We start from the raw sequence: 21064 nt of genomic DNA on the forward strand, positions 1-21064 counted from the left end.
GCAGCTCCGAAGATGGTCAAAACGGTTTCGGCGGCGCGGCTGACGGCAAAGTCTGCTTCAGATCCACGGCGCGCTTTCGAAGCACAAATTTCGGCAGTAAGATGAAGAAGACAAGTAGAATGCTTTTTCTGAGATAGTATGAAAAACATGACTAATGGAAAAACAGACGATATCGCGCTCCCCGAATGTCAGCAGGGCCGGGAAGTCGAAGATTTTCATCAGGCGCTGGGGATGATTACCGGCAAATGGAAGTGTGAGATCCTCTGGCAACTGGTCCAGAACAAACACCGGTTTGGAGAACTGCAGCGCGCGATTCCGAATGTGACGCAACACATGCTGACGACACAACTGCGCGATCTCGAGTCCAACGGACTCGTCAAGCGCACGGTCTTCGCCGAGATACCTCCGAGGGTGGAATATGAAATCACGGAATCGGCGAGAGCGCTCAGGCCGGTCTTCGACGAACTGTTCCGATGGTCGCAGGCGCATTTCTCTGCGATGCAGGCCCGATCCGCGACCTCATCCGGCTCCGACGAGAGCGCAGCGCCCCTGACTCATCCTTGATCCGGGAACGGAGCGGCTTACTCGCCGGGCACCAGGTTGACCGCATGACGGCGCCCGGGCTTCGATGCCGCGCGCAGGCGGCGGCGCGAGAAATACAGGATGAAGCCGGTCACGGTGAACAGCGGCATCAAGGCCGCGGCCAGCAAGAACACGATGCGACCGGGCAGCCCCAGGAATGCACCGGTGTGGATGTGCAGCACCGCGGCCAGAATGCGCTCACCGAATGTCTTGTCGTTGTAGAGCTCTGCCGACACCATGCGGCCGGTCACGCCATCGATGCGGAAATCATCGCGCGCTTCATCGAATGACGCATCCTTTGCCACCGAGCGGATACGCACGACACTGCCCGGTCCGTTCGGCACCTGCATGATCGCCATCGCATAGCGGCTGCCCTGATCAACCAGAAACGTCGACCAGACCTTGTCGAGTGACGGAACCGCAGGCACATCAGCGGCAGGTGCTTTGGCGCCCCCCTTTGCTGCGCGCATTGCCGGCGCACTCGCAGCGGGCTTGCTCGACAGCAGCCAGGTCGCGCTGGCCTTGTACCAGTCGAACGACCACCAAAGGCCGGTGAGAATGGTCACCAGATAGACCGGCAGCAACCAGGTGCCGACGACGCTATGCAGCGACCTGTGAAACGGACGGCCGGGCATCGCCAGATTCGGCTTCATCCAGGCCTTGATGCTGCGGACACGGCGCGGCCAGCGCAGCACCATCCCGGAGATCAGCAACACGAACAGGCCAAGCACGGCGACGCCGGTGATTAGACGGCCATAGCCATTGCCGTTACCGGGCAGCAGCAGAAAGCGATGCAGGTTGCGCAGCGTCGCAAAGAAGCCCTCCCCCTGCATCGCCGAGACGACGCGGCCGTCATAGGGATCGACATAGACCGACGAGCGTTCCCCAGTCTCGCTGCGGGCAAAGCGCATACGTACGGCGATACCCGGTTCGCTCGAAAAGACGATGAGGCCAACCTTGCCCGCCCCCGGCACCGCCTGAACCCGCGCCACCAGCTCATCAGGTCCGAGCACAGGTGCAGGCCGCGGATCGACTTTCGTCACATCGCGGTTCAACGCAGCGACGATTTCGTCCTCGAAGCTCAGCATGGCGCCGGTCAGACCGATCAGGCCCAGGATCAGCGAGATCGCCAGGCCGATGATGGAATGGACTTGCAGGAATGCGGATTTGGTTCGTGAGGCCATGAAAAGCGATAATTGCCAGAAGAGATTAGTCCCGCAAGGAATACCGTTCGCACAGGATGATGCTCGGAGGTCTACCGCACTGCAGCCTGAGGCGCATCGGAGCGCAGTTTGTAATAGCTCCAAGGTAGCCCCATCATGGCTGGCACGGTTGCCCCCAGAGGATCTCGCCCCGGCGATGTGCAGGCCTCCCTTTTTGTCAAAACAGCACCTATCTTGGTTTGAATCGCCTGTTTCGCCGCAGGTTACGCCATTGTAAGGCGACCCATCCCCGGGTTGTCGCTACAAATTGAAATCGTGGCCCCGCGCCTGGCGCCGGGGCCGCGCCGCTGACATTGGAGCCTGCATGACCAGCCCAGCCACCACGTCCCTGATCGACCGCGCCAATCTGGACCGCGACGAGGTTCGCCGCGAGCTCATGCGGGGGCTTCAGGGAGCTGACGATGGCGAGCTGTTTCTTGAATACAGCCAGTCCGAGGCGCTTGGCTTCGACAACGGCCGGCTGAAGCAGGCGACCTACGACACCGCGCAGGGTTTTGGCCTTCGCGCCGTCAAGGACGATGCGGTCGGCTATGCGCATTCCTCCGATGTCTCGATCCCGGCGCTGATCCGTGCGGCTGATGCGGTCAATGCGGTCCGTGGCGGCTATGCCGGTACCTTTGCCGCAGCCCCCTCGCACACCAATGTGCGGCTCTATAGTGACGACAATCCGCTGGACGCGCCGGGCTTCGAGGCCAAGGTCAAGCTGCTGGCCGAAATCGACGCCTATGTGCGCGACAAGGACCCGCGCGTCCGTCAGGTCTCGGTCTCCCTCGGCGCCACCTGGCAGGTGGTCGAAATCCTGCGCCCGGACGGCGAGAGCTATCGCGACATCCGTCCGCTGGTCCGTGTGAATATCTCCGTCGTCGCCGGTCAGGGTGATCGGCAGGAAAGCGGCTCGAAGGGCTATGGCGGCCGCGAGGGCTATGCGCGCTTCATCGAGAGCGGTTCGTGGCGCACGGCAGCCGACGGCGCGCTGCGCGAGGCGCTGGTGAACCTGGAATCGATCCCGGCCCCTGCCGGCGAAATGGATGTGGTGCTCGGCCCCGGCTGGCCCGGCGTGATGCTGCATGAAGCCGTCGGCCACGGACTCGAAGGCGATTTCAACCGCAAGCAGACCTCGGCTTTCGCCGGTCTGATGGGTCAGCAGGTTGCCGCCAAGGGCGTGACCGTCGTCGATGATGGCACGATCTCGTCGCGCCGCGGCTCGCTGTCGATCGACGACGAAGGCACGCCGACCAATCGCACAACGCTGATCGAGGACGGCATCCTGGTCGGTTACATGCAGGACCGCCAGAACGCGCGCCTGATGGGCATGAAGCCAACCGGCAACGGACGCCGTCAAGGCTATGCCCATGTGCCGATGCCGCGCATGACCAACACTTACATGCTGGCCGGCCAGCGCGATCCCGCGGAAATCCTCGCCTCGGTGAAGAACGGCATCTATGCGGTGAACTTCGGCGGCGGCCAGGTCGACATAACCTCCGGCAAATACGTGTTTCAGTGCACCGAGGCCTACAAGATCGAGAACGGCAAGATCGGCGCCCCACTCAAGGGCGCAATGATGATCGGCAACGGTCCGACCGACCTGCATCGCATCAGCATGATTGGCAACGATCTCGCGCTCGATGACGGCATCGGAACTTGCGGCAAGCACGGCCAGGGCGTGCCGGTCGGCGTCGGCCAGCCAACTTTGCGCATGGACAAGGTGACCATCGGAGGAACGGGCCAGTGACCACGGATACGGAAACCACAACCGTCGCATCGACTGCAAAGCGCTGGTCCGGCCAGCTGGCACAGATCGTCGCGATTGTCGGCATCGTATTCGTCGCCAAGGGCGCGCTCGCCGAACCGTTCTATGTGCCGTCGGCCTCCATGGAGCCAACGCTGCTGATCGGCGATGCATTGCTGGCGACAAAGTTTCCCTACGGCTACTCAACAGCCTCGCTACCGATCCATGTCTCCCTTCCCGAGACCGGCCGCGTCTTCGCGACCACGCCGAAGCGCGGCGATGTCGTGGTGTTTCGCTGGCCCGGTGACCGCTCCCAGGTCTGGGTCAAGCGTGTGATCGGCCTGCCCGGCGACCGCGTCGAACTGCGCGGCGGTCAGGTCTGGCTCAATGGCGTCGCGACGTCCGTGAAGGCCGACGGCATCGGTGCCGCGGAAGACGATAGCGGCGGCTCCGAACCGGCGCATCGTTATGTCGAAACCCTGCCCGGCGGCGTGTCGCATCCGATCTTCAAGCTGCGTGACAACGGCCGCCTCGACAACACGCCGGAAGTCGTCATTCCCCCTGACCATCTGTTCGTGATGGGCGACAACCGCGACAACTCCGCCGACAGTCGTGTGCCGGTAAGCCAAGGCGGTGTCGGCCTGCTGCCGATGGATAATCTCGTCGGCCGCGTCGATGCCATCGTCGGCTCATGGGATCTCGGCGTGCGTAGCCAGCCGGTGACCAACTGGCTATCGGGTTTCCGGATGGCACGGTTCTTTACCGGGGTGCATTGAGCGCCGCGACAGCAGCATGCGCACAGCAGCATGCGCACAGCAGATTTCATTTCCGCTGTGCTGCGCAATCCAGTCCATGACGCGCTACTCTGCCGGCTGAATGAACTCGGTCTCCCGGACGCCTGGATCGTCGCCGGTTGTCTGACGCAAACGGCGTGGAACGTATTGACCGGCCGCAGGGTCGATTACGGCATCAATGACTACGACGTGTTCTACTTCGACCCCGATCTGTCGTGGGAGGCTGAAGATCGAATCATCGCCGGCTTCCGCGAGTGCGCCGACCGTACCGGCTCTCGCATCGAAGTACGCAATCAGGCCCGCGTCCATCTCTGGTATCCCGAGAAACACGGCAAGCCATACCCTGCTTTGTCTTGCGCAACGGATGGCATCGACCGGTTTCTCACCCGATGCACGCAAGTCGGCCTGAGCAGCAATGGTGTAGATGTCTACGCGCCAGCCGGACTTGATGACGTGGGTGGATTCGTCGTGCGCCCGAATCTGGTGCCAAATTTCTCCGCAGAGGCGTATCGGACCAAATCTGCGCGCTGGCGGGCTCTGTGGCCTGAACTCAAGCTTCACGCTCCGGAAGCTTGGCATCTCGACATGACCGGCGAGGCAAGGCCGCTATGACGTTCGAAGATATCCGCACACTCGCGCGCGTTTGGCCTGAAGTCGACGATGGCACTTCCTACGGCACACCGGCTCTCAAGGTGCGCAAGAAACTGCTGGTCCGACTAAAGGAAGACGGCGACTCGCTGGTGATGCCCGGTGTTCCGCGGGACGAGCGCGACATGCTCGTCGAGAACGAACCGAATATCTTCTATTTCACCGATCACTATCGCGATTATCCGATGGTGTTGATCCGCCTCTCCAAGGCGAAGCGCGCCCTGGTCGAACCGCTGTTGCGGCGACAGTGGCTGGCGCTGGCCTCGAAAGCTGCGCGCAAGGCGTTCGAGACCGAAGGCTCTTCCCGTCAGAAATAAGCAATTGCGCGGCCGCATATGGCGACCGCGAACCAGATGGCGATTGACGCCAGCGCGCCTTGCCGCGCGCCCGCAGGCATCGGTGACAGCGGCGGCAACGCGGCGATCCTCGGCATGATGATCGCCTCGACCCAGACGACATTGAGCAAGCCCAGCGCGATCAGAGCCGCCTTGATCTGAAACACGCGGTTCAGCACCACATGACTCGCTTCGGCGGTAAACAGAATGCCGCCGGTGAGCACGAGGCCGAGAAATCCGGCAATGGCAAAACGGCGTGCCCTGCGCAGCAGCGGACCGGGCGCCGTTGCAGCTAACCCGCCCGCGAGCCGGACATCCATCACCGCAATGGCACCGGCGAAGAACATCAGCGCGACGATGTGACCGATATTGGCGGACATATAGAGCCAGCGCGATTGCCGGATCGCAGCGCCAATTGCGGACGCTTCCATCGCCATGAAGATCGCGGGTGCGCCCTCAGTCATGAGCCGGCGCTATCGCAATTCGTAGGTCTTGCCGTCCACGGTGATGCGTTCGGCGCGCATCTCGTCCTTGTCGACGGTGGATGGATAGCCGAAGGCCGAGACGGTCTTGCCGACAGCCACGATATCGGCAGACGCCCCGCGCGCCGTCATGCGGGAGGTCGGCGCAAGAGTGACAGTCCAGGCCTTGTCGGCCCCCTTGATCACGATCGTCGCGTGCGGGTTCTCGAATTTGCTGTTTTCGACAGGACCGTTCACGGTGACCGGATTGGCAGCGTCGTAGCTGCCCCAACCGTGATGGGCGACGGCGGCGACCGTCGTAACAGCAATCAGTAATCCAGCGCATGTCAGTGCGTGCAGGAGACGCGTCATGGCTCAACCCCCTTTATTGCTGGAATGCTACCTCACAACGCCCGAGATGAAACCCGGTTTTCGCCGCGGCGGCTTGATGTCGTTCTTCAGGAAGCAGCGCGCATTCTTGCCGGCATAACCGGGCCGCGCAAAGGTCCAGGCGCGGCATTTATTGTCACCCTGGCAGGCATCGCGGCAGGCATCGCCGTGCTCGGCCTTGTCGTCGTTCTTGATCTCGAACGAGCGATAGTCGCCGCCAAAACGATCAGTCGAGGTTTCCACCGGACCGGTGCGCGGTTCTATGACGCCGGCGCCACGCACGCCGGAGACGCAGCAATAGCTCTCGACCCGCGGCGGCACCTTGTCTTTCAGCCAGCAAACTGCATTTTCGGAATTGTCGCTCGGATAGTTGAAGCTCCAGGCACGGCACTTCTTGTCGCGCTCGCAGATCAGCGCGCATTCGGCGGGATCGCCGGACAGTGAGACCGAGCGCGAATAATCACCGCCGGGACGATCGAAATTGGTTTGCGCCTGAGCGGGCGTAACGGCTGCGACCAACAGCATGGCGAGGGCTGTCAGACACGCTCTGAACAGGTTCCTCGGCATGCAGGATGACTTTCAGCGGTTTGCAAACGGCGTAAGAAGGACGCCATTGGAACGCCGGTCACCTGTACCGCTGATGAACGGATTTTCAGCTTCGCCAAGCCGCTGATCTAGAAGCAGTATTCCTTATAGGCTGGCGCCACCGAGCCACCCCAGGCGCCATGGAACCTGTCGAGCATCTGCTCGGCCGGAGTCTTGCCGGAATCCAGTATCCGATCGAGTGCCTCCAGATGGTGGGACTCATCGCGGCCGTGCGCGTCGAGCTTGCCGCGCCGGCGCAGGCCGCCATGGGCCAGCAACAGACACTCTTTGGCGATTTCGAACAGATACCGATCCTTGATCTTCGCCTTGAAGCCCAACTTCGGCACGTCGTCGCGCAATGCCTGTCGCTCCGCCGCAGTCCAGTTCTTGACGATGTCCCAGGCGGCATCGAGGGCGCTGTTGTCATAAAGCAATCCGACCCAGAACGCCGACAGCGCCGGCAAACGATCCGACGGCACTCCATCGGCGCCGCGCATTTCGAGATAACGCTTCAGGCGGACTTCCGGGAAAATCGTCGAAAGATGATTGGCCCAATCCGAGAGAGTGGGACGCTCGCCGGGTATCTTTTCGTTCTTGCCCGCGAAGAAGTCGCGGAACGACGAACCGGACACATCGATATAGGTATCGCCGCGCTTGACGAAATACATGGGAACATCCAGCGCGTAATCGACCCAGCGTTCGAAGCCCATGCCGTCTTCGAACGCCCACGGAATCATGCCGGAGCGGGCATTGTCGGTGTCGCGCCAGACTTCGGACCGGAACGACAGGAAGCCGTTCGGCTTGCCCTCAGTGAACGGCGAATTGGCGAACAAGGCAGTCGCGATCGGCTGCAGCGCAACGGAGACGCGCAGCTTCTTGACCATGTCCGCTTCCGAGGAGAAGTCGAGATTGGTCTGCACCGTGCAGGTCCGGTACATCATGTCCAGACCGTACTGGCCCACTTTGGGCATGTAATTGGTCATGATCTTGTAGCGGCCCTTGGGCATCACCGGAATCTGCGCGCGCGACCACGACGGCGTAAGACCGAGACCCAGAAAGCCGATGCCGAGCGGCGTCGCCACTTCGCGCACCTGCGCCAGATGCGCCATCAGTTCGGACTGCGTCTGGTGAACTGTCTCCACCGGCGCGCCCGACAATTCAAACTGGCCGCCGGGCTCGAGCGAGATTGCGCCGCCGCCGGTAACGTCATAGAGGCCGATGATATTGCCGGCTTCCATGATCGGCTCCCAGCCGAGCAGATGCTTCATGCCGTCGAGCACCGCGCCGATGCCGCGCGGGCCTTCGTAAGGCACGGGATTGTGACCGGCGAGCGTGAACGGCGTCTTCTCGTGTTCGGTGCCGATGCGGAATTCCGATGGCGGCTTCACGCCCGCCGCCAGCCACGCCACGAGTTCGTCGCGCGACTGCAGCGGCGTCATATCGATTTGGTCACGCGCCATGGAAATTCCGAATGAAAGGCGCTGCAATCTGTTGCGCGCGGTGTCGGGAACGCCCGCGGCCCGTGCGGGTCGCGAACGCAGGCAAAAATTTAAGGTTCATCGCGCCGGCGCGGCGTCTCTGGCGGCCGGCGATGTCACTGTCGATGCCGCTTCTTGGCACGCGCAGCCGAGCCGGTCGAGCAGGCCGCACAGTTTTGCTGCATCTGCGTCGGACAGTTTCGAGCCGACATGTTTCTCGATCGCCGTTGAATAGGCGCAGCCCATCTTCTTGTGCAACTCGCGCCCGGCAGCCGTGATCTCGACGAACAGGCCGCGCTTGTCCATCTTGCATTCGCGGCGTGCAGCCAGACCTTCGTCGACCAGACGATCGATCAGCCGCGATGTCGAATATTGCGGTATCAGCATCTGCTTTTCGAGCTCGACCGGGCGCATCTCGCCGGTCGGCGAGCGCGACAGCTCGGCCAACGCGTCGTACCATGCGAGCGGCGGAAAACCGGCGCGCTTGAGGTCCTGCTCGACGCCGTCCAGCACCCGGCTCTGGATTCGCATCAGGCGGATCCAGGCGGCTGTCGCCTCGGTGGAAGGTTTACGTTTCATGGCTCAGTCCAAATGGTGGCGGCACCCTAGCCCACTTGATGCAGCTGCATCAATCTTGACTCTTTCATGCATATGCATTTAGTCACCCTCGTGGTTAAACCAATGTCCTCAGGGAGGAATTTTCGATGAAGCTGTATTATTCGCCAGGCGCCTGTTCGCTCTCGCCTCATATCGCACTTCTCGAAGCCGGCCTGCCTTACGATCTCGTGAAGGTCGACCTCAAAGCCAAGAAGCTGGAAAATGGCGACGACTATCTCGCCATCAACCCCAAGGGCCAGGTGCCAGCCCTCGGCCTCGACAGCGGTGCGCTCGTGACCGAAGGTCCGGTTATCGTGCAGTACATCGCCGACCAGGCTGCTGCCAAAAATCTGGCGCCCGCCAATGGCAGCGATGCGCGCCGTCAGCTGCAGGAGTATCTTGGCTTCATCAACGGCGAGCTGCACAAGAACTTCAGCCCGTTGTTCCAGCCGGTGTTCGATGACGAAGTGAAGGGCTTCTTCAAGACCCGCCTGATGGGCAAGTTCAAATATCTCGATGGCCAGCTCGCAGGTAAGGACTACCTGCTGGGCAAGGATTTCAGCGTCGCTGACGGCTATCTGTTCGTCATGCTGAAATGGGCCGACCGGATGAGCATCGATCTCTCCGAATTCAAGAACCTGATGACCTACAAGGACCGCGTCGCTGCCCGCCCGCAGGTGCAGGCCGCGCTGGAGAAGGAAGGCCTGATGAAGGCGGCGTAAGCTGCTGGCATCGCGCTGAAATACGAAAGGGCCGGATCATTGATCCGGCCCTTTTTGTTTGTGTTGGATGCCGCGTTGATCACCACATGATAGACTTGGCGCTGTCGTCCCCTCTCCCTTGCGGGAGAGGGTTAGGGAGAGGGGTGGCCGCAAATCGCGACGCCCGAGTTCTGGACACCCCTCTCCCCGACCCTCCCCCGCCTAGCGAAGCTTCGCGTCGCCCTGGGGGGAGGGAGCATTACGGTCCGTGCTATCGACTACGCCGCCGCGAGTTTCTTCGGCGGGAAGCGGCCGTAGAAGGTCTCGCCCTTGGCGGCCATCTCTTCGAGCAGCTTCGGCGGGGTGAAGCGGGAGCCGTATTTGGCTTCAAGCTTGTGGCAGAGCTCGACGAACTTCTTGGTGCCCATGAAGTCGATATAGCTCAGCGTACCGCCGGTGAACGGCGCGAAGCCGAAGCCGAGGATCGAGCCGACATCGGCCTCGCGCGGATCGACGATCACGTGATCCTCGACGGTACGCGCGGCTTCTACCGCCTGCACCACCAGGAAACGCTGTTTCAGCTCCTCGACATCGAGCGTATCGGGATCGACCGGTTTCGGCAGCAGTGGGGCTATGCCCTTCCAGAGAGCTTTCGAGCCCTTGCCCTTCGGCGGATACTCGTAGAAGCCCTTGCCGTTCTTGCGACCGAAGCGCTCCTGCTTCTCCACCATCTCGACGATCAGCTTCTTCTGCGCCTGATCGACGGCCTGCGAACCCAGATCGGCTTCGGTGGCCTTCATGATCTTCAGCACCAGATCGAGCGCGATCTCGTCCGACAGCGACAGCGGCCCGACCGGCATGCCGGCCATCTTGGCGGTGTTCTCGATCATCGCCGGCGGCACGCCTTCGAGCAGCATTTCCAGGCCCTCGGCCGTAAAACGCAGCACGCAGCGATTGGCGAAGAAGCCGCGGGAGTCATTGACGACAATGGGCGTCTTGCCGATGACGCGAACGTAGTCGAGCGCGGTGGCGAGCGCGACATCGCCGGTGTTCTTGCCGACGATGATCTCCACCAGCATCATCTTCTCGACCGGCGAGAAGAAGTGAATGCCGATGAACTTGGACTGGTCGGAGAACTCTTCGGCCAGCGAGTTGATCGGCAGCGTTGAGGTGTTCGACGCGATGATCGCGCCTTCCTTCAGCAACGGCTGCACCTTCTTGTAGATCTCGGCCTTCACGGCGCGATCCTCAAACACGGCCTCGATGACGAGATCGCAGTCCTTGATGACGTCGAAGTCAGCGGTTGCAGTGATCTTCGCCATCAAAGCGGTCTTGTCGGCCTCCTTGGCGCGGCCCTTGGCGATCAGGCCATCGATGGCCGCGATGCAATGACCGAGGCCCTTGTCGGCACTGGCCTGGTCGCGGTCGATCAGCACCACGTCCATGCCACCGCGCGCCGAGACGAAGCCGACTGATGCGCCCATGAAGCCGGCACCGATGACGGCAAGCTTCTTGACCTTGGTCGGCGGCACGTTCTGCGGACGACGCGCACCCTTGTTGAGCTCCTGCATCGACAGGAACAGGCTGCGGATCATCGCCGCCGCTTCCTTGGTCTGCAGGATATGCGCGAACTGACGGGACTCGACGCGCAGCGCCGCATCCATCGGCAACTGCAGGCCTTCATAGACGCACTGCATGATCGCGCGGGCCGCCGGATAATTGTCGAAGGTCTCGCGGCGATAGATCGCATTACCAGCGGGGAACATCATCATGCCCTGCTTGGAATAGACGGGGCCGCCGGGCAGCTTGAAGCCCTTCTCGTCCCAAGGCGCGACAGCCTTGCCGCCAGCCTTGATCCACTCCTTCGCGGCCGAGATGAGATCGGGTGATGGTACCACCGCGCCGACGATGCCCATCGCCTTCGCCTTGACGAGATTGATCGCTTCGCCCTTGAGCAGCATCTGCATCGTGTCTTGCGGCTGCAGCATACGCGCGAGGCGCTGGGTGCCACCGCCACCTGGGAACAAGCCGACCTTGATTTCAGGCAGACCCAGACGCGTCTTCGGATTTTCCGCAGCAACGCGATAGTGGCAGGCCAGCGTCAGTTCGAATGCGCCGCCGAGCGCGAGGCCGTTGATGGCCGCGACCCATGGCTTGCCGGAGGTCTCGATCTTGCGCAGTGTCAGCGACAGCTTGCGGCTCTCGTCGAACAGCATCTGCTGCGCGGCTTCCTCGCCCTTGGCTGCCCTGGTCTCGGCAAACACCTTGCCCATGCCTTCCAGCATCGACAGATCGGCACCGGCCGAGAAAGCTTCCTTGCCGGAGGTGATGACGACGCCCTTCACGGCGGCATCCGCAGTGGTCTGATCGACGATGGCGCCGAGTTCCTCGATGGTCGCGACGTCGAGCACGTTCATCGAACGGCCGGAGATGTCCCAGGTGACGAGCGCGATGCCATCGGCGTCGGTCTCAACCTTGAAATTTTTGAAGGTCATGTTGGCCGCTCCTTACACGCGTTCGATGATGGTGGCGGTGCCCATGCCGCCGCCGATGCAGAGGGTGACGAGGGCCGTCGATTTGTTGGTGCGCTCGAGTTCGTCCAGCACAGTGCCGAGGATCATCGCGCCGGTGGCGCCGAGCGGATGGCCCATGGCGATGGCGCCGCCGCAGACATTGATTTTCTCATTGTCGATATCGAAGGCCTGGATAAAGCGCAGCACCACCGAGGCGAAGGCTTCGTTGAGCTCGAACAGATCGATGTCCGACAGCTTCATGCCGGAACGCTCCAGCACCTTCTTGGTGACGTCCACCGGACCGGTGAGCATCATCGCCGGCTCGGAGCCGATATTAGCGAAGGCGCGAATCTTCGCGCGCGGCTTCAAGCCCGCCTTCTTGCCGGCCGCCTCGCTGCCGAGCAGCACGGCGCCAGCGCCATCGACGATACCCGACGAGTTGCCGGCGTGATGGACGTAGTTGACGCCTTCGATTTCCGGATGCGACTGGATCGCCACCGCATCGAAGCCGCCCATCTGCGCCATCGTCACGAAGGACGGCTGCAGCGCGGCCAGCGACTGCATCGTCGTGGACGGACGCATATGCTCGTCCTTGGCCAGAATGGTGAGGCCGTTGATGTCCTTCACTGGAATGACCGAGTTCTTGAAGCGACCTTCGTCCCAGGCCTTGGCAGCGCGCTGCTGGCTCTGCACCGAATAGGCATCGACGTCGTCGCGGGAGAAACCGTATTTGGTCGCGATCAGATCCGCCGACACGCCCTGCGGCATGAAATAGGCGGGCACAGCGATCGAGGGATCGACCGGCCAGGCACCACCAGCCGCGCCGATACCGACGCGGCTCATGCTCTCAGCGCCGCCGCCGATGGTCATGTCGTGCTGGCCAGACATGATCTGCGCCGCGGCGAAGTTCACAGCGTCGAGGCCGGAAGCACAGAACCGGTTGATCTGGATGCCCGGGACGTCGTTGCCATAGCCGGCCGACAGCGCAGCCATGCGCGCGATATCGCCGCCGGCCTCGCCGACCGGATCGACCACGCCGAGGATGACGTCATCGATAGTGCCCGGCTGCAGGTTGTTGCGCTCCTTGAGCGCCTTCAGCGGCGCAGTGGCGAGCGCCAGCGCGGTCACCTCATGCAGCGAACCATCGGCCTTGCCGCGGCCGCGCGGCGTGCGAACGTGATCGTAGATATATGCCTCGGGCATTCATTCTCTCCCGGTTGTCGGATAGTTGATCTATCGGCTCGTCATTGCGAGGAGCACTTGCGACGAAACAATCCAGTCTTCGCTTGTGGCTTTCTGGATTGCTTCGCTGCGCTCGCAATGACGGCGTGTATTGGTGATGACGGAGTACTTATTAGTCTCAGAACGCTTCCGCAGGAAGCTCCATCGTCGTCGCGCTTCCGGTCTGGATGCGGGCGAGATGGAGTGCGGTTTCGGGCAACATCCGCTCCATAAAGAAGCGGCCGGTGACCAGCTTCGTCGTCAGATAAGGTGTCGCGCCATCAGTGGCAATCTTGTCCTGCGCGACCTTGGCCATCTTCGCCCACATATAGGCGAAGGCCGTGAGGCCGAACAGCTGCATGTAATCGGTGGCGCCGGCACCGGCGTTGTCGGGCTTCATCATGGCATTGTTCATCAGCCACATGGTCGCCTGCTGCAGATGACCGAGCGCGTTCGAGAGCGGATCGATGTAAGGCTTCATGGCTTCGTCGGCGCCATGCTCCTTCGCAAATGCGCCGACCTCGCCGAAGAACGCCATCGCGGCACGGCCGCCATCGCGCGGCAGCTTGCGGCCGACCAGATCGAGTGCCTGGATGCCGTTGGCACCTTCATAGATCATGGCAATGCGCGCGTCGCGCACGAACTGCTCCATGCCCCATTCGGCGATATAGCCGTGACCACCGAACATCTGCTGCGCTGAGACCGCGTTGGCAAAACCGCCGTCAGTCAAAACACCCTTCAGCACCGGTGTCATCAGGCCCATGTGATCGTCAGCCGCCTGACGCTCCTTCGGATCGTCGGAACGATGCGCGACGTCGCTCTTCAGCGCGGTCCACACCACCATGGCACGGGCGGCTTCGTTGAAGGCGCGGATGGTGAGCAGCGTGCGGCGCACGTCCGGATGAACCATGATCGAATCGGCCGGCTTGTCCGGCGACTTCGGCCCGGTCAGCGAGCGGCCCTGCAGGCGATCCTTCGCATAGGCAACCGCATTCTGATAGGCGACTTCGGACTGCGCGAGACCCTGCACGGCAACACCGAGACGGGCTTCGTTCATCATCACGAACATGCCCTGCATGCCCTTGTTCTCTTCGCCGATCAGCCAGCCGGTGGCGCCGTCGTAATTCATCACGCAGGTGGAATTGCCGTGGATGCCCATCTTGTGCTCGATCGAGCCACACATCACGCCGTTGCGTGCGCCGATCGATCCATCGGCATTGACCATGAACTTCGGCACGACGAACAGCGACACGCCCTTGATGCCGGCTGGTGCGCCCTCGATGCGGGCCAGCACCAGATGGATGATATTGTCGGCAAGATCGTGCTCACCGGCCGAGATGAAAATCTTGGTGCCGGAAATCTTGTAGCTACCGTCCGCCTGCGGCGCGGCCTTGGTGCGCAAAAGACCCAGATCCGTGCCGCAATGCGGCTCGGTGAGGTTCATGGTGCCGGTCCATTCGCCGGCGACCATCTTCGGCAGGAACATCGACTTCTGCTCCGTCTTGCCGTGCACGATGAGTGCTGCGGTCGCGCCCATGGTCAGGCCGCCATACATCGAGAACGCCATATTGGCGGAGATCTGAAATTCGGCGACGGTCTGCGACAGCGTCACCGGCAGGCCCTGGCCGCCGAATTCAGCGGGAGCCGAGAGGCCGAGCCAGCCGCCTTCGGCGACCTGCTTGTAGGCTTCCTTGAAGCCTTTCGGCGTCGTCACGCTGCCGTCGTCATTGCGCTTGCAGCCTTCGAGATCGCCGACACGATTCAGCGGCTGCAGCACTTCTTCGCTGAGCTTGGCGGCTTCGCCCAGAATCGCTTCGCGCACATCGGCGGACGCGTCAGCAAAGCCGGGCAGATTGTTGTAGCGATCGAACTGAAACACGTCGTTGAGCAGGAAGCCGACGTCTTCGAGCGGGGCTTTGTAGCTGGGCATGGAATTCTCTCGGTTTGAATTCGATTGATCGGATGATACGGCGCCGCCGTGTCAGATTTACGCAATTGTTATCGGAGATGAAGCAAGCGGCTGGCGGCTCATTGCCGCGCCAATTCCTCGCCCATCAACCGGTGCAACAGGTTGATGGCCTTGAGCGGCCTGACCATCACCTTGAAGTGGGTAATGCGCCCATCATCGGCGAAGGTGATCATGTCGACGCCATTGATTTTGATGCCTTCGATCTCGTTCTCGAATTCGAGCACCGCGCCGTTGTCGCTGCGCCATTCGCCTTTGTAGGCGAAGCCGGGGCCACCCAGCACTTTCTCTGCAGTCGTCAGATACTTGAACACGATCTCACGGCCCCGCTGCGGCGCATGCACGACCGGGCTTTCGAACACGGCGTCCGGATGCAGCAGGTCCCACAGCATCGCCCGATCATGAGACCGCATGAAGCTGTACCATCTATCGAGGCCGCTCACGCTCATCGGCTCTCCCTCCCGCATCGGGCACTGTTCGGCCAGTGCCGCTCCATACACTTCTGCATGGACGTTAACGCCAGAGCGTGGATTTCGTCAATACACATGTGTATGGTCGGGGAATGGATGACCAACTGACCAAAGACCGCCTGACGCGCTCGGCCTGGCTCGATCACGGGCTGAGGATCCTCGCGCGGCAAGGCGCCGACGCGCTGAAGGTCGGCGCACTGGCCACCGGCCTAAACGTGTCACGCGGAAGTTTCTATTGGCATTTCAAAGACATATCTGAATTTCGACTACAGCTTCTGCAGCGCTGGCAGGAGCGGACGACCGATCAGGTGATCGAGGGGATCGACGCCTCGGTCGCTGGCGCCGCACGTCTGACCCACCTGATGAAGCTCGCTTTCAACGAAGATCGCAGCCTGGATCGTGCCATCCGCGCCATGGCCTCGACCGACACAGACGTCGCCAAAATGGTCGCCTCGGTGGATGCGAGGCGGGTCGGCTATATGGCGAAATGGTTGATTGAGGCCGGGGTGGAAAGCCAGCGGGCACTGCCCCGCGCCGAGTTTCTCTATTGGGCCTATATCGGCCAGTCCGCGGTGATGGATCCGCGCCACAGCGCCATCACCGAACTGGATGTCGACGATTTGAGTGCGCTGTTTACGCGCTGACGCCAAAGCCAGAGACATCCGATCCTACCTGCAAATCGGCGCAAGTGTATCAGCGAGTTAACTTTTAAGGCTGGCCGAGCCCGATCCTTAACTCGTTATTTACCCTAACCCTGAAAAGTCCGGATCAGAGGCAGACGACCCGCGCACGTTACGATTGTCTTCACAATGGGACGCGCGGGGGAGGCTGCAGGCGCTGGTGGGCGTCAAGCTCGGAACCGGACCAAAGCATGAATTCGCGCGTATCGTGGAGTGTTGACGGGATTGAGCCATCGGTTCGCGAGCGGGCCGAAGCTGCGGCGCGCCGTGCCGGCATGTCGCTCGGCGACTGGCTGAACTCGACCATCGGCGAAGCTCCCCCGCGCTACAACTCGCCCAATGCACGCCCTCGCGACCAGGAACGCCCCCTTACCCCGCGTGCAGCGCTGCCGCAGCGCGACGCTGCCGATGTCGTCGAAATCCACGAGCGGCTCGATGCCATTGCCCGGCAGATCGAATTGTTCTCGAAGCCTGCACAACGCAGCAGCGAGCCCGGCGTCGCGCGCCAGCTCAATGATGCGATCTCGCGGCTTGACGCGCGTTTATCGCAGATCAGCGAGCCCGCATATCGCCCCGCGCCGCCGCAACAGCCGCGCATCGATATGGTCGAGCGTGCCGCCAATCAGGTCTATAGCGCCTCGCCGCCGATCGATCCGTTCTCGCTGGACTTCGCCATCGCCGAGATCGCCGCCCGTCAGGGCGAACTCGACGGCACGCCGCGGATGGCCCCGCGCAGCGCGCCGCCAATTGCGCCGTCCTTCGTACAGCCGCCTTATGCGCAGCCCGCCGCGCCGCCGCAGAGCTTCATGCCGGATATGTCTGGTTTGGAACGGCAGCTGTTCCAGATCACCACAAAGATCGATGCGCTGCAGCGCCCGGACAACAATATCGAGCAGTCGATCGCGGCTTTCCGCGGCGAGCTCGCCGACATCCGCAACGTCATCACCGAAGCGATGCCGCGCCGCGCGATTGAATCAATCGAGAACGAGATCCGTGAACTCGGCCGCCGCATCGACGACAACCGCCACAGCGGCATCGATGGCGATGTGCTGGCCAATCTCGAACGCGCACTGGCCGACATCCACAAGACGCTGACCACGCTGACGCCGGCCGAACAGCTGGCCGGCTTCGACGAGGCGATCCGTAATCTCGGCGGCAAGATCGACTTGATCGTGCGCTCGAGCAACGATCCCGGTACCATGGAGCAGCTGCAGGGCGCGATCACCGCGCTGCGCGCCATCGTGTCCAACGTCGCTTCCAACGAAGCGCTCGGCCGTCTCAGCGACGACCTGCAGACGCTGTCGTCGAAGGTCGATCAGCTCGCACGCGCCGACAACAGCGATTCATTTGCCGCGCTCGAGGCGCGCATCATGACGCTGACGGCAGCCCTGGAAAATCGCGAGCGCCCGGCCGTCATGGCGAGCTCGGATCATCTGGAAACGGCATTGCGGACGCTGTCCGAGCGTCTCGACCATATGCCGGTCGGCAACGACTCCTCGTCGGCCTTCGCGCATCTCGAACAGCGCGTCTCCTATCTGCTCGAGCGGATGGAGAGCATCACCGATACGCGCGGCAACAATCTCGGCCGTGTCGAGGACGGGCTGCAGGACATCCTGCGCCATCTCGAACGCCAGCAGTCGCTGTTCGCCGCGCTGGACAATCCCCGCAGCAAGGCGTCATCGATCGATCCCGGCCTGGTCGACACGATCAAGCGCGAACTCTCCGACATGCGCTTCAGCCAGTCGGAAACCGACCGTCACACGCAGGATTCGCTGGAAGTCGTTCACTCGACGCTCGGCCATGTGGTCGATCGCCTCGCAAGGATCGAGGGCGATCTGCGCGCCGTCAGCGCCGCGCCTGCCAAGCAATCCGCGCCCGTTGCAACACCCGCTCCGACCCCGCGCCCGGCGACCGCACCAGCCGTTTCGGTGCCGGCCCCGCCGCGCCCGCAGATGCCCAATCCGGTGAAGCCACAGGCTGCGCCGTCGCAGGTCGAGGTGCGTCCGCCGCAGGTTCACTTCGATGCCGCGCCGCGCGACTTCGCGGCAACTGCGATCTCGCATGAACCGGCATCGGCCTTCCCGATGCCGAAGGCGATCAGCGACATTCTCGATCCTCCGCCCGCGCCAAAGCCAGTCGCGCAGTCTGCATCCGCTGCTGAGCGTCCGTCGCCGCGCCCGATGGTTGACCCGGCGCTGCCACCAGATCATCCGCTCGAACCCGGCACGCGTCCGCAGGGCCGCGGCGCATCGCCATCCGAACGCATCGCCGCGTCGGAAGACGCGATCAGCGAAATCGCCGTCGATGCCCCCGAACAGGCCACCGCGTCGAGTTTCATTGCTGCCGCACGCCGCGCCGCACAGGCTGCAGCCGCAACCGGCAACGACAAATCGAGGTCTGACAAATCCAGGGCCGACAAATCGAAGGCCACCAGACCTGGGCCGCAGCTCGCCGATAGCGAAAAGTCATCCTCCACGATCGGCTCGAAGATCCGCTCGCTGCTGGTCGGCGCCAGCGTGGTCGTGATCGTGCTCGGCTCGTTCAAGATGGCGATGACGCTGCTGGACAGCGGCTCGCCGGCGCCGGTGGCCGAGAATATTCACTCGGCACCGCCGCTGCAGCTGAACGCGCCCGAGCCGGCCGAGGCCCTGACCAAGCCCGCCGCTCCGGTGCCTGCCACCCCGTCGATGACATCACCCACCCCGATCGGCAAGCAGTCGCTGATCGCACCGCCGCCCGCCGCCGTCGAGCCTGCGCCGCAGCCAGTGCCACAGGCCGCGCCTGTGCCATATGTGTCGCCCGATGTGACCGGCAGCATTGCCGCGCCGCAGGCCAGTGCCGCCGGGCCGGTGTTGCCGTCGAGCGGTCAGAAGATCACCACAGCCTCGATCCCCGCCGGCGAGCGCCTGCCCGAGACCATCGGCAGCACCGCGTTGCGCAACGCGGCGCTCAAGGGCGACGCCTCTGCTGCGTTCGAAATCGGCGTCCGCTATGCCGAAGGCAAGGGCGTAGCGCAGAACTACGACGAAGCCGCCAAGTGGTATGACCGCGCGGCGCAGGCCAATGTCGTGCCGGCCATGTTCCGCCTGGGCGCGCTGTTCGAGAAGGGCCTCGGCGCGAAGAAGGATCTAGACGTCGCCCGCCGCTATTACGTGCTCGCCGCCGACCGTGGTAACGCCAAGGCGATGCACAATCTCGCCGTGCTCGATGCCGACGGCGGCACCAAGGGCGCCAACTACAAGAGCGCGTCGTACTGGTTCCGCAGGGCAGCCGATCGGGGCGTCGCCGACAGCCAGTTCAATCTCGGCATCCTCTATGCCCGCGGCATCGGCGTCGAACAGAACCTCGCCGAGAGCTTCAAGTGGTTCAGCCTCGCCGCCTCCCAGGGCGACGTCGATGCCGGCCGCAAGCGCGATGACATCGCCAAGCGCCTCGATCCGCAGTCGCTGGCCGCGGCCAGGCTGGCGGTCCAGACTTTCGCACCGGAAGGCCAGCCCGAGGACGCCATTAACGTGGCCACTCCCGCGGGCGGTTGGGATGCTGCGCCGGCACAGGTCGGGGCGAAAGCATCGATGGGCAAGCGAGCTGCGCGCTAAGACAGATTTTTCTGGACCGTCGGATCGAACCGGCGGTCTTATTTCCTCAACAAACCTTCAGCAGACTTGCCGCGGTGAAGTGCGCGCCGAGCCGGACTGAACGACGAGGAAAACTGGTTTGTCTTTTCGAAATGACGACACATCGGGGGACGCGGAACGCCCATCAGGGATTCCTACGGTCAACCCCTGGGCCGCACGTCCCGCCGAGCCGTCTGCCCCACCGCAGCCCCCGCTGCCCGAGCCACCGCGCAGCAAATGGTTCAACTGGCCCTCGGTCGCATTCGCGGTCGTAATATTCGGCGGTATCGGCGCGCAGGCCTATCAGGAGCTCTCCAAACCGGAGGCCTGGGCCTATTGGAAAGACCTCTATATCTCGCCGAGCATGGCGTCTTCGGAGGTCGGAAGTCTCGATCCGGACAATTCGGGCCGCGGCCGCCCGGCGCTGGCGATCACGGGCGAGATCGGGCCGGCCACTGCGAGCTGGTTTCGCGAAAAGCTCGATGAAGCCAAACTCGCGCCCGGCGATACCGTGCTGCTGTCGTCTCCGGGCGGAAATGTCGGCCAAGCCATCATCATGGGCGAGATCATCCGTGCGCGCGGGCTGACTACGGCGGTGGGCACGGTGGATTCGGCGGGCCGCATCAAATCGTCCTACTGCGCCAGCGCCTGCGTGATGACCTATGCGGGCGGCAAGGCCCGCATAGGCGTCGAGGGCTCGCGGCTGGGCGTCCACCGCTTTGTATCTCCCAAGCCGGGCGCTGACCCCACCGCATCGGCGCAGCGCACCATGGGCTATGTGCTCAGCTACATGACCAAGATGGGCGTAGCCTCGTCGGTCGTGGAGGCCATGTCAGCCACCGAGAAAATTCGCTGGCTCGGCACCAGCGAGGCCGCCGCCATGAACCTCGTCACCGATCCGGCCAGGAAGTCGTGACGCCGCCGGCCTGCGCCTGGCCCAACAAAATTTACCACCTTGAAAGGTGCATCATCGGCAGAGGCGGAAAACCGCGCCTGTACCGGATTCTTTAATCCCATCAACGGACGATATCGTCTAAGACGGGGACGCGGCTCGCAATCCGCGCCGCCTCCAGAACC

The 21064-nt window shown here is 62.8% G+C and carries 19 protein-coding genes; 9 read left to right on the forward strand and 10 right to left on the reverse strand.

The features are described 5' to 3' along the window. Positions 1-231: 231 nt before the first annotated feature. Positions 232-564: a winged helix-turn-helix transcriptional regulator gene (locus AC1DUY_RS17950; protein WP_478116329.1), complete on the forward strand. Its 333-nt coding sequence runs from the start codon at positions 232-234 to the stop codon at positions 562-564. Positions 565-581: 17 nt separating this feature from the next. Here the strand turns inward: AC1DUY_RS17950 and AC1DUY_RS17955 are convergent, their stop codons facing one another. Beyond that, positions 582-1766 carry a PepSY-associated TM helix domain-containing protein gene (locus tag AC1DUY_RS17955; RefSeq protein WP_478115995.1) on the reverse strand — a complete coding sequence of 395 codons (1185 nt, stop codon included), beginning with the start codon at positions 1764-1766 and terminating at the stop codon, positions 582-584. Between the two features lie 343 nt (positions 1767-2109). Between AC1DUY_RS17955 and tldD the strand changes: the two genes are divergently transcribed. Genes tldD through AC1DUY_RS17975 form a run of 4 tightly spaced genes read left to right on the forward strand, consistent with a single transcriptional unit; the run spans position 2110 to position 5293 of the window. Continuing rightward, complete coding sequence (tldD, locus tag AC1DUY_RS17960) at positions 2110-3537, forward strand: metalloprotease TldD (protein WP_089266822.1); 1428 nt, start codon at positions 2110-2112, stop codon at positions 3535-3537. Further along, positions 3534-4310: a signal peptidase I gene (gene lepB, locus AC1DUY_RS17965; protein ID WP_315840323.1), complete on the forward strand. Its 777-nt coding sequence runs from the start codon at positions 3534-3536 to the stop codon at positions 4308-4310. Before tldD ends, lepB begins: the two co-directional genes overlap by 4 nt. Before the next feature lie 30 nt (positions 4311-4340). Further along, entirely contained in the window at positions 4341-4940 is a 600-nt protein-coding gene (locus AC1DUY_RS17970) for a nucleotidyltransferase family protein (protein WP_441231296.1), read from the forward strand. Beyond that, positions 4937-5293: an MmcQ/YjbR family DNA-binding protein gene (locus AC1DUY_RS17975; RefSeq protein ID WP_093761670.1), complete on the forward strand. Its 357-nt coding sequence runs from the start codon at positions 4937-4939 to the stop codon at positions 5291-5293. Before AC1DUY_RS17970 ends, AC1DUY_RS17975 begins: the two co-directional genes overlap by 4 nt. Here AC1DUY_RS17975 and AC1DUY_RS17980 read toward each other — a convergent pair. The 5 genes from AC1DUY_RS17980 to AC1DUY_RS18000 all read right to left on the reverse strand — a co-directional run bounded on the left by AC1DUY_RS17980 (position 5284) and on the right by AC1DUY_RS18000 (position 8804). Further along, positions 5284-5775 carry a DUF6644 family protein gene (locus tag AC1DUY_RS17980; RefSeq protein ID WP_441231295.1) on the reverse strand — a complete coding sequence of 164 codons (492 nt, stop codon included), beginning with the start codon at positions 5773-5775 and terminating at the stop codon, positions 5284-5286. The genes AC1DUY_RS17975 and AC1DUY_RS17980 overlap by 10 nt on opposite strands. A 9-nt stretch (positions 5776-5784) precedes the next feature. After that, on the reverse strand, positions 5785-6144 hold the full coding sequence (locus tag AC1DUY_RS17985) for a DUF6152 family protein (protein ID WP_478115998.1): 360 nt from the start codon (positions 6142-6144) through the stop codon (positions 5785-5787). A gap of 27 nt (positions 6145-6171) precedes the next feature. Further along, entirely contained in the window at positions 6172-6687 is a 516-nt protein-coding gene (locus tag AC1DUY_RS17990; protein ID WP_116664682.1) for a PAN domain-containing protein, read from the reverse strand. Positions 6688-6836: 149 nt separating this feature from the next. Then, the gene (locus tag AC1DUY_RS17995; RefSeq protein WP_478116000.1) at positions 6837-8207 is read right to left on the reverse strand and encodes a glutamate--cysteine ligase; all 1371 of its coding nucleotides are present in this window, start codon (positions 8205-8207) and stop codon (positions 6837-6839) included. 96 nt (positions 8208-8303) lie between these two features. Then, positions 8304-8804, reverse strand: coding sequence for a MarR family winged helix-turn-helix transcriptional regulator (locus AC1DUY_RS18000; protein ID WP_068732586.1), 501 nt, complete (start codon positions 8802-8804; stop codon positions 8304-8306). Between the two features lie 125 nt (positions 8805-8929). On the opposite strand from AC1DUY_RS18000, the gene gstA reads away from it, so the two are divergent. After that, positions 8930-9544 carry a glutathione transferase GstA gene (gstA, locus tag AC1DUY_RS18005; protein ID WP_120288156.1) on the forward strand — a complete coding sequence of 205 codons (615 nt, stop codon included), beginning with the start codon at positions 8930-8932 and terminating at the stop codon, positions 9542-9544. 257 nt (positions 9545-9801) lie between these two features. Here the strand turns inward: gstA and AC1DUY_RS18010 are convergent, their stop codons facing one another. The 4 genes from AC1DUY_RS18010 to AC1DUY_RS18025 all read right to left on the reverse strand — a co-directional run bounded on the left by AC1DUY_RS18010 (position 9802) and on the right by AC1DUY_RS18025 (position 15672). Beyond that, positions 9802-12018 carry a 3-hydroxyacyl-CoA dehydrogenase NAD-binding domain-containing protein gene (locus tag AC1DUY_RS18010; RefSeq protein ID WP_478116003.1) on the reverse strand — a complete coding sequence of 739 codons (2217 nt, stop codon included), beginning with the start codon at positions 12016-12018 and terminating at the stop codon, positions 9802-9804. A gap of 12 nt (positions 12019-12030) precedes the next feature. Next, entirely contained in the window at positions 12031-13239 is a 1209-nt protein-coding gene (locus tag AC1DUY_RS18015) for an acetyl-CoA C-acetyltransferase (RefSeq protein ID WP_068732581.1), read from the reverse strand. Between the two features lie 157 nt (positions 13240-13396). Next, on the reverse strand, positions 13397-15187 hold the full coding sequence (locus AC1DUY_RS18020; protein ID WP_478116005.1) for an acyl-CoA dehydrogenase C-terminal domain-containing protein: 1791 nt from the start codon (positions 15185-15187) through the stop codon (positions 13397-13399). Positions 15188-15285: 98 nt separating this feature from the next. Continuing rightward, a complete protein-coding gene (locus AC1DUY_RS18025) occupies positions 15286-15672 on the reverse strand; it encodes a nuclear transport factor 2 family protein (protein ID WP_120288154.1) in 387 nt (128 codons plus the stop codon). 113 nt (positions 15673-15785) lie between these two features. On the opposite strand from AC1DUY_RS18025, the gene AC1DUY_RS18030 reads away from it, so the two are divergent. From AC1DUY_RS18030 to AC1DUY_RS18040, 3 genes are all read left to right on the forward strand, one after another. Further along, entirely contained in the window at positions 15786-16337 is a 552-nt protein-coding gene (locus tag AC1DUY_RS18030; protein ID WP_089266810.1) for a TetR/AcrR family transcriptional regulator, read from the forward strand. 227 nt (positions 16338-16564) lie between these two features. After that, a complete protein-coding gene (locus AC1DUY_RS18035) occupies positions 16565-19969 on the forward strand; it encodes a tetratricopeptide repeat protein (RefSeq protein ID WP_478116008.1) in 3405 nt (1134 codons plus the stop codon). A 118-nt stretch (positions 19970-20087) separates the two neighbouring features. Continuing rightward, positions 20088-20903 (forward strand): COG3904 family protein, encoded by an 816-nt coding sequence (locus AC1DUY_RS18040; protein WP_478116010.1) that lies wholly within the window; start codon positions 20088-20090, stop codon positions 20901-20903. The last annotated feature ends 161 nt before the right edge of the window (positions 20904-21064 follow it).

Source organism: Tardiphaga sp. P4_G1, from assembly GCF_056401215.1.

Bases quoted from the DNA above. Each gene is read 5' to 3' on its own strand.
- AC1DUY_RS17950 (WP_478116329.1), top strand. From the start codon at position 232: ATGATTACCGGCAAATGGAAGTGTGAGATCCTCTGGCAACTGGTCCAG.
- AC1DUY_RS17955 (WP_478115995.1), bottom strand. From the start codon at position 1,766: ATGGCCTCACGAACCAAATCCGCATTCCTGCAAGTCCATTCCATCATC.
- tldD (WP_089266822.1), top strand. From the start codon at position 2,110: ATGACCAGCCCAGCCACCACGTCCCTGATCGACCGCGCCAATCTGGAC.
- AC1DUY_RS17970 (WP_441231296.1), top strand. From the start codon at position 4,341: ATGCGCACAGCAGATTTCATTTCCGCTGTGCTGCGCAATCCAGTCCAT.
- AC1DUY_RS17975 (WP_093761670.1), top strand. From the start codon at position 4,937: ATGACGTTCGAAGATATCCGCACACTCGCGCGCGTTTGGCCTGAAGTC.
- AC1DUY_RS17980 (WP_441231295.1), bottom strand. From the start codon at position 5,775: ATGACTGAGGGCGCACCCGCGATCTTCATGGCGATGGAAGCGTCCGCA.
- AC1DUY_RS17985 (WP_478115998.1), bottom strand. From the start codon at position 6,144: ATGACGCGTCTCCTGCACGCACTGACATGCGCTGGATTACTGATTGCT.
- AC1DUY_RS17990 (WP_116664682.1), bottom strand. From the start codon at position 6,687: ATGCTGTTGGTCGCAGCCGTTACGCCCGCTCAGGCGCAAACCAATTTC.
- AC1DUY_RS17995 (WP_478116000.1), bottom strand. From the start codon at position 8,207: ATGGCGCGTGACCAAATCGATATGACGCCGCTGCAGTCGCGCGACGAA.
- AC1DUY_RS18000 (WP_068732586.1), bottom strand. From the start codon at position 8,804: ATGAAACGTAAACCTTCCACCGAGGCGACAGCCGCCTGGATCCGCCTG.
- gstA (WP_120288156.1), top strand. From the start codon at position 8,930: ATGAAGCTGTATTATTCGCCAGGCGCCTGTTCGCTCTCGCCTCATATC.
- AC1DUY_RS18010 (WP_478116003.1), bottom strand. From the start codon at position 12,018: ATGACCTTCAAAAATTTCAAGGTTGAGACCGACGCCGATGGCATCGCG.
- AC1DUY_RS18015 (WP_068732581.1), bottom strand. From the start codon at position 13,239: ATGCCCGAGGCATATATCTACGATCACGTTCGCACGCCGCGCGGCCGC.
- AC1DUY_RS18020 (WP_478116005.1), bottom strand. From the start codon at position 15,187: ATGCCCAGCTACAAAGCCCCGCTCGAAGACGTCGGCTTCCTGCTCAAC.
- AC1DUY_RS18025 (WP_120288154.1), bottom strand. From the start codon at position 15,672: ATGAGCGTGAGCGGCCTCGATAGATGGTACAGCTTCATGCGGTCTCAT.
- AC1DUY_RS18030 (WP_089266810.1), top strand. From the start codon at position 15,786: ATGGATGACCAACTGACCAAAGACCGCCTGACGCGCTCGGCCTGGCTC.
- AC1DUY_RS18035 (WP_478116008.1), top strand. From the start codon at position 16,565: ATGAATTCGCGCGTATCGTGGAGTGTTGACGGGATTGAGCCATCGGTT.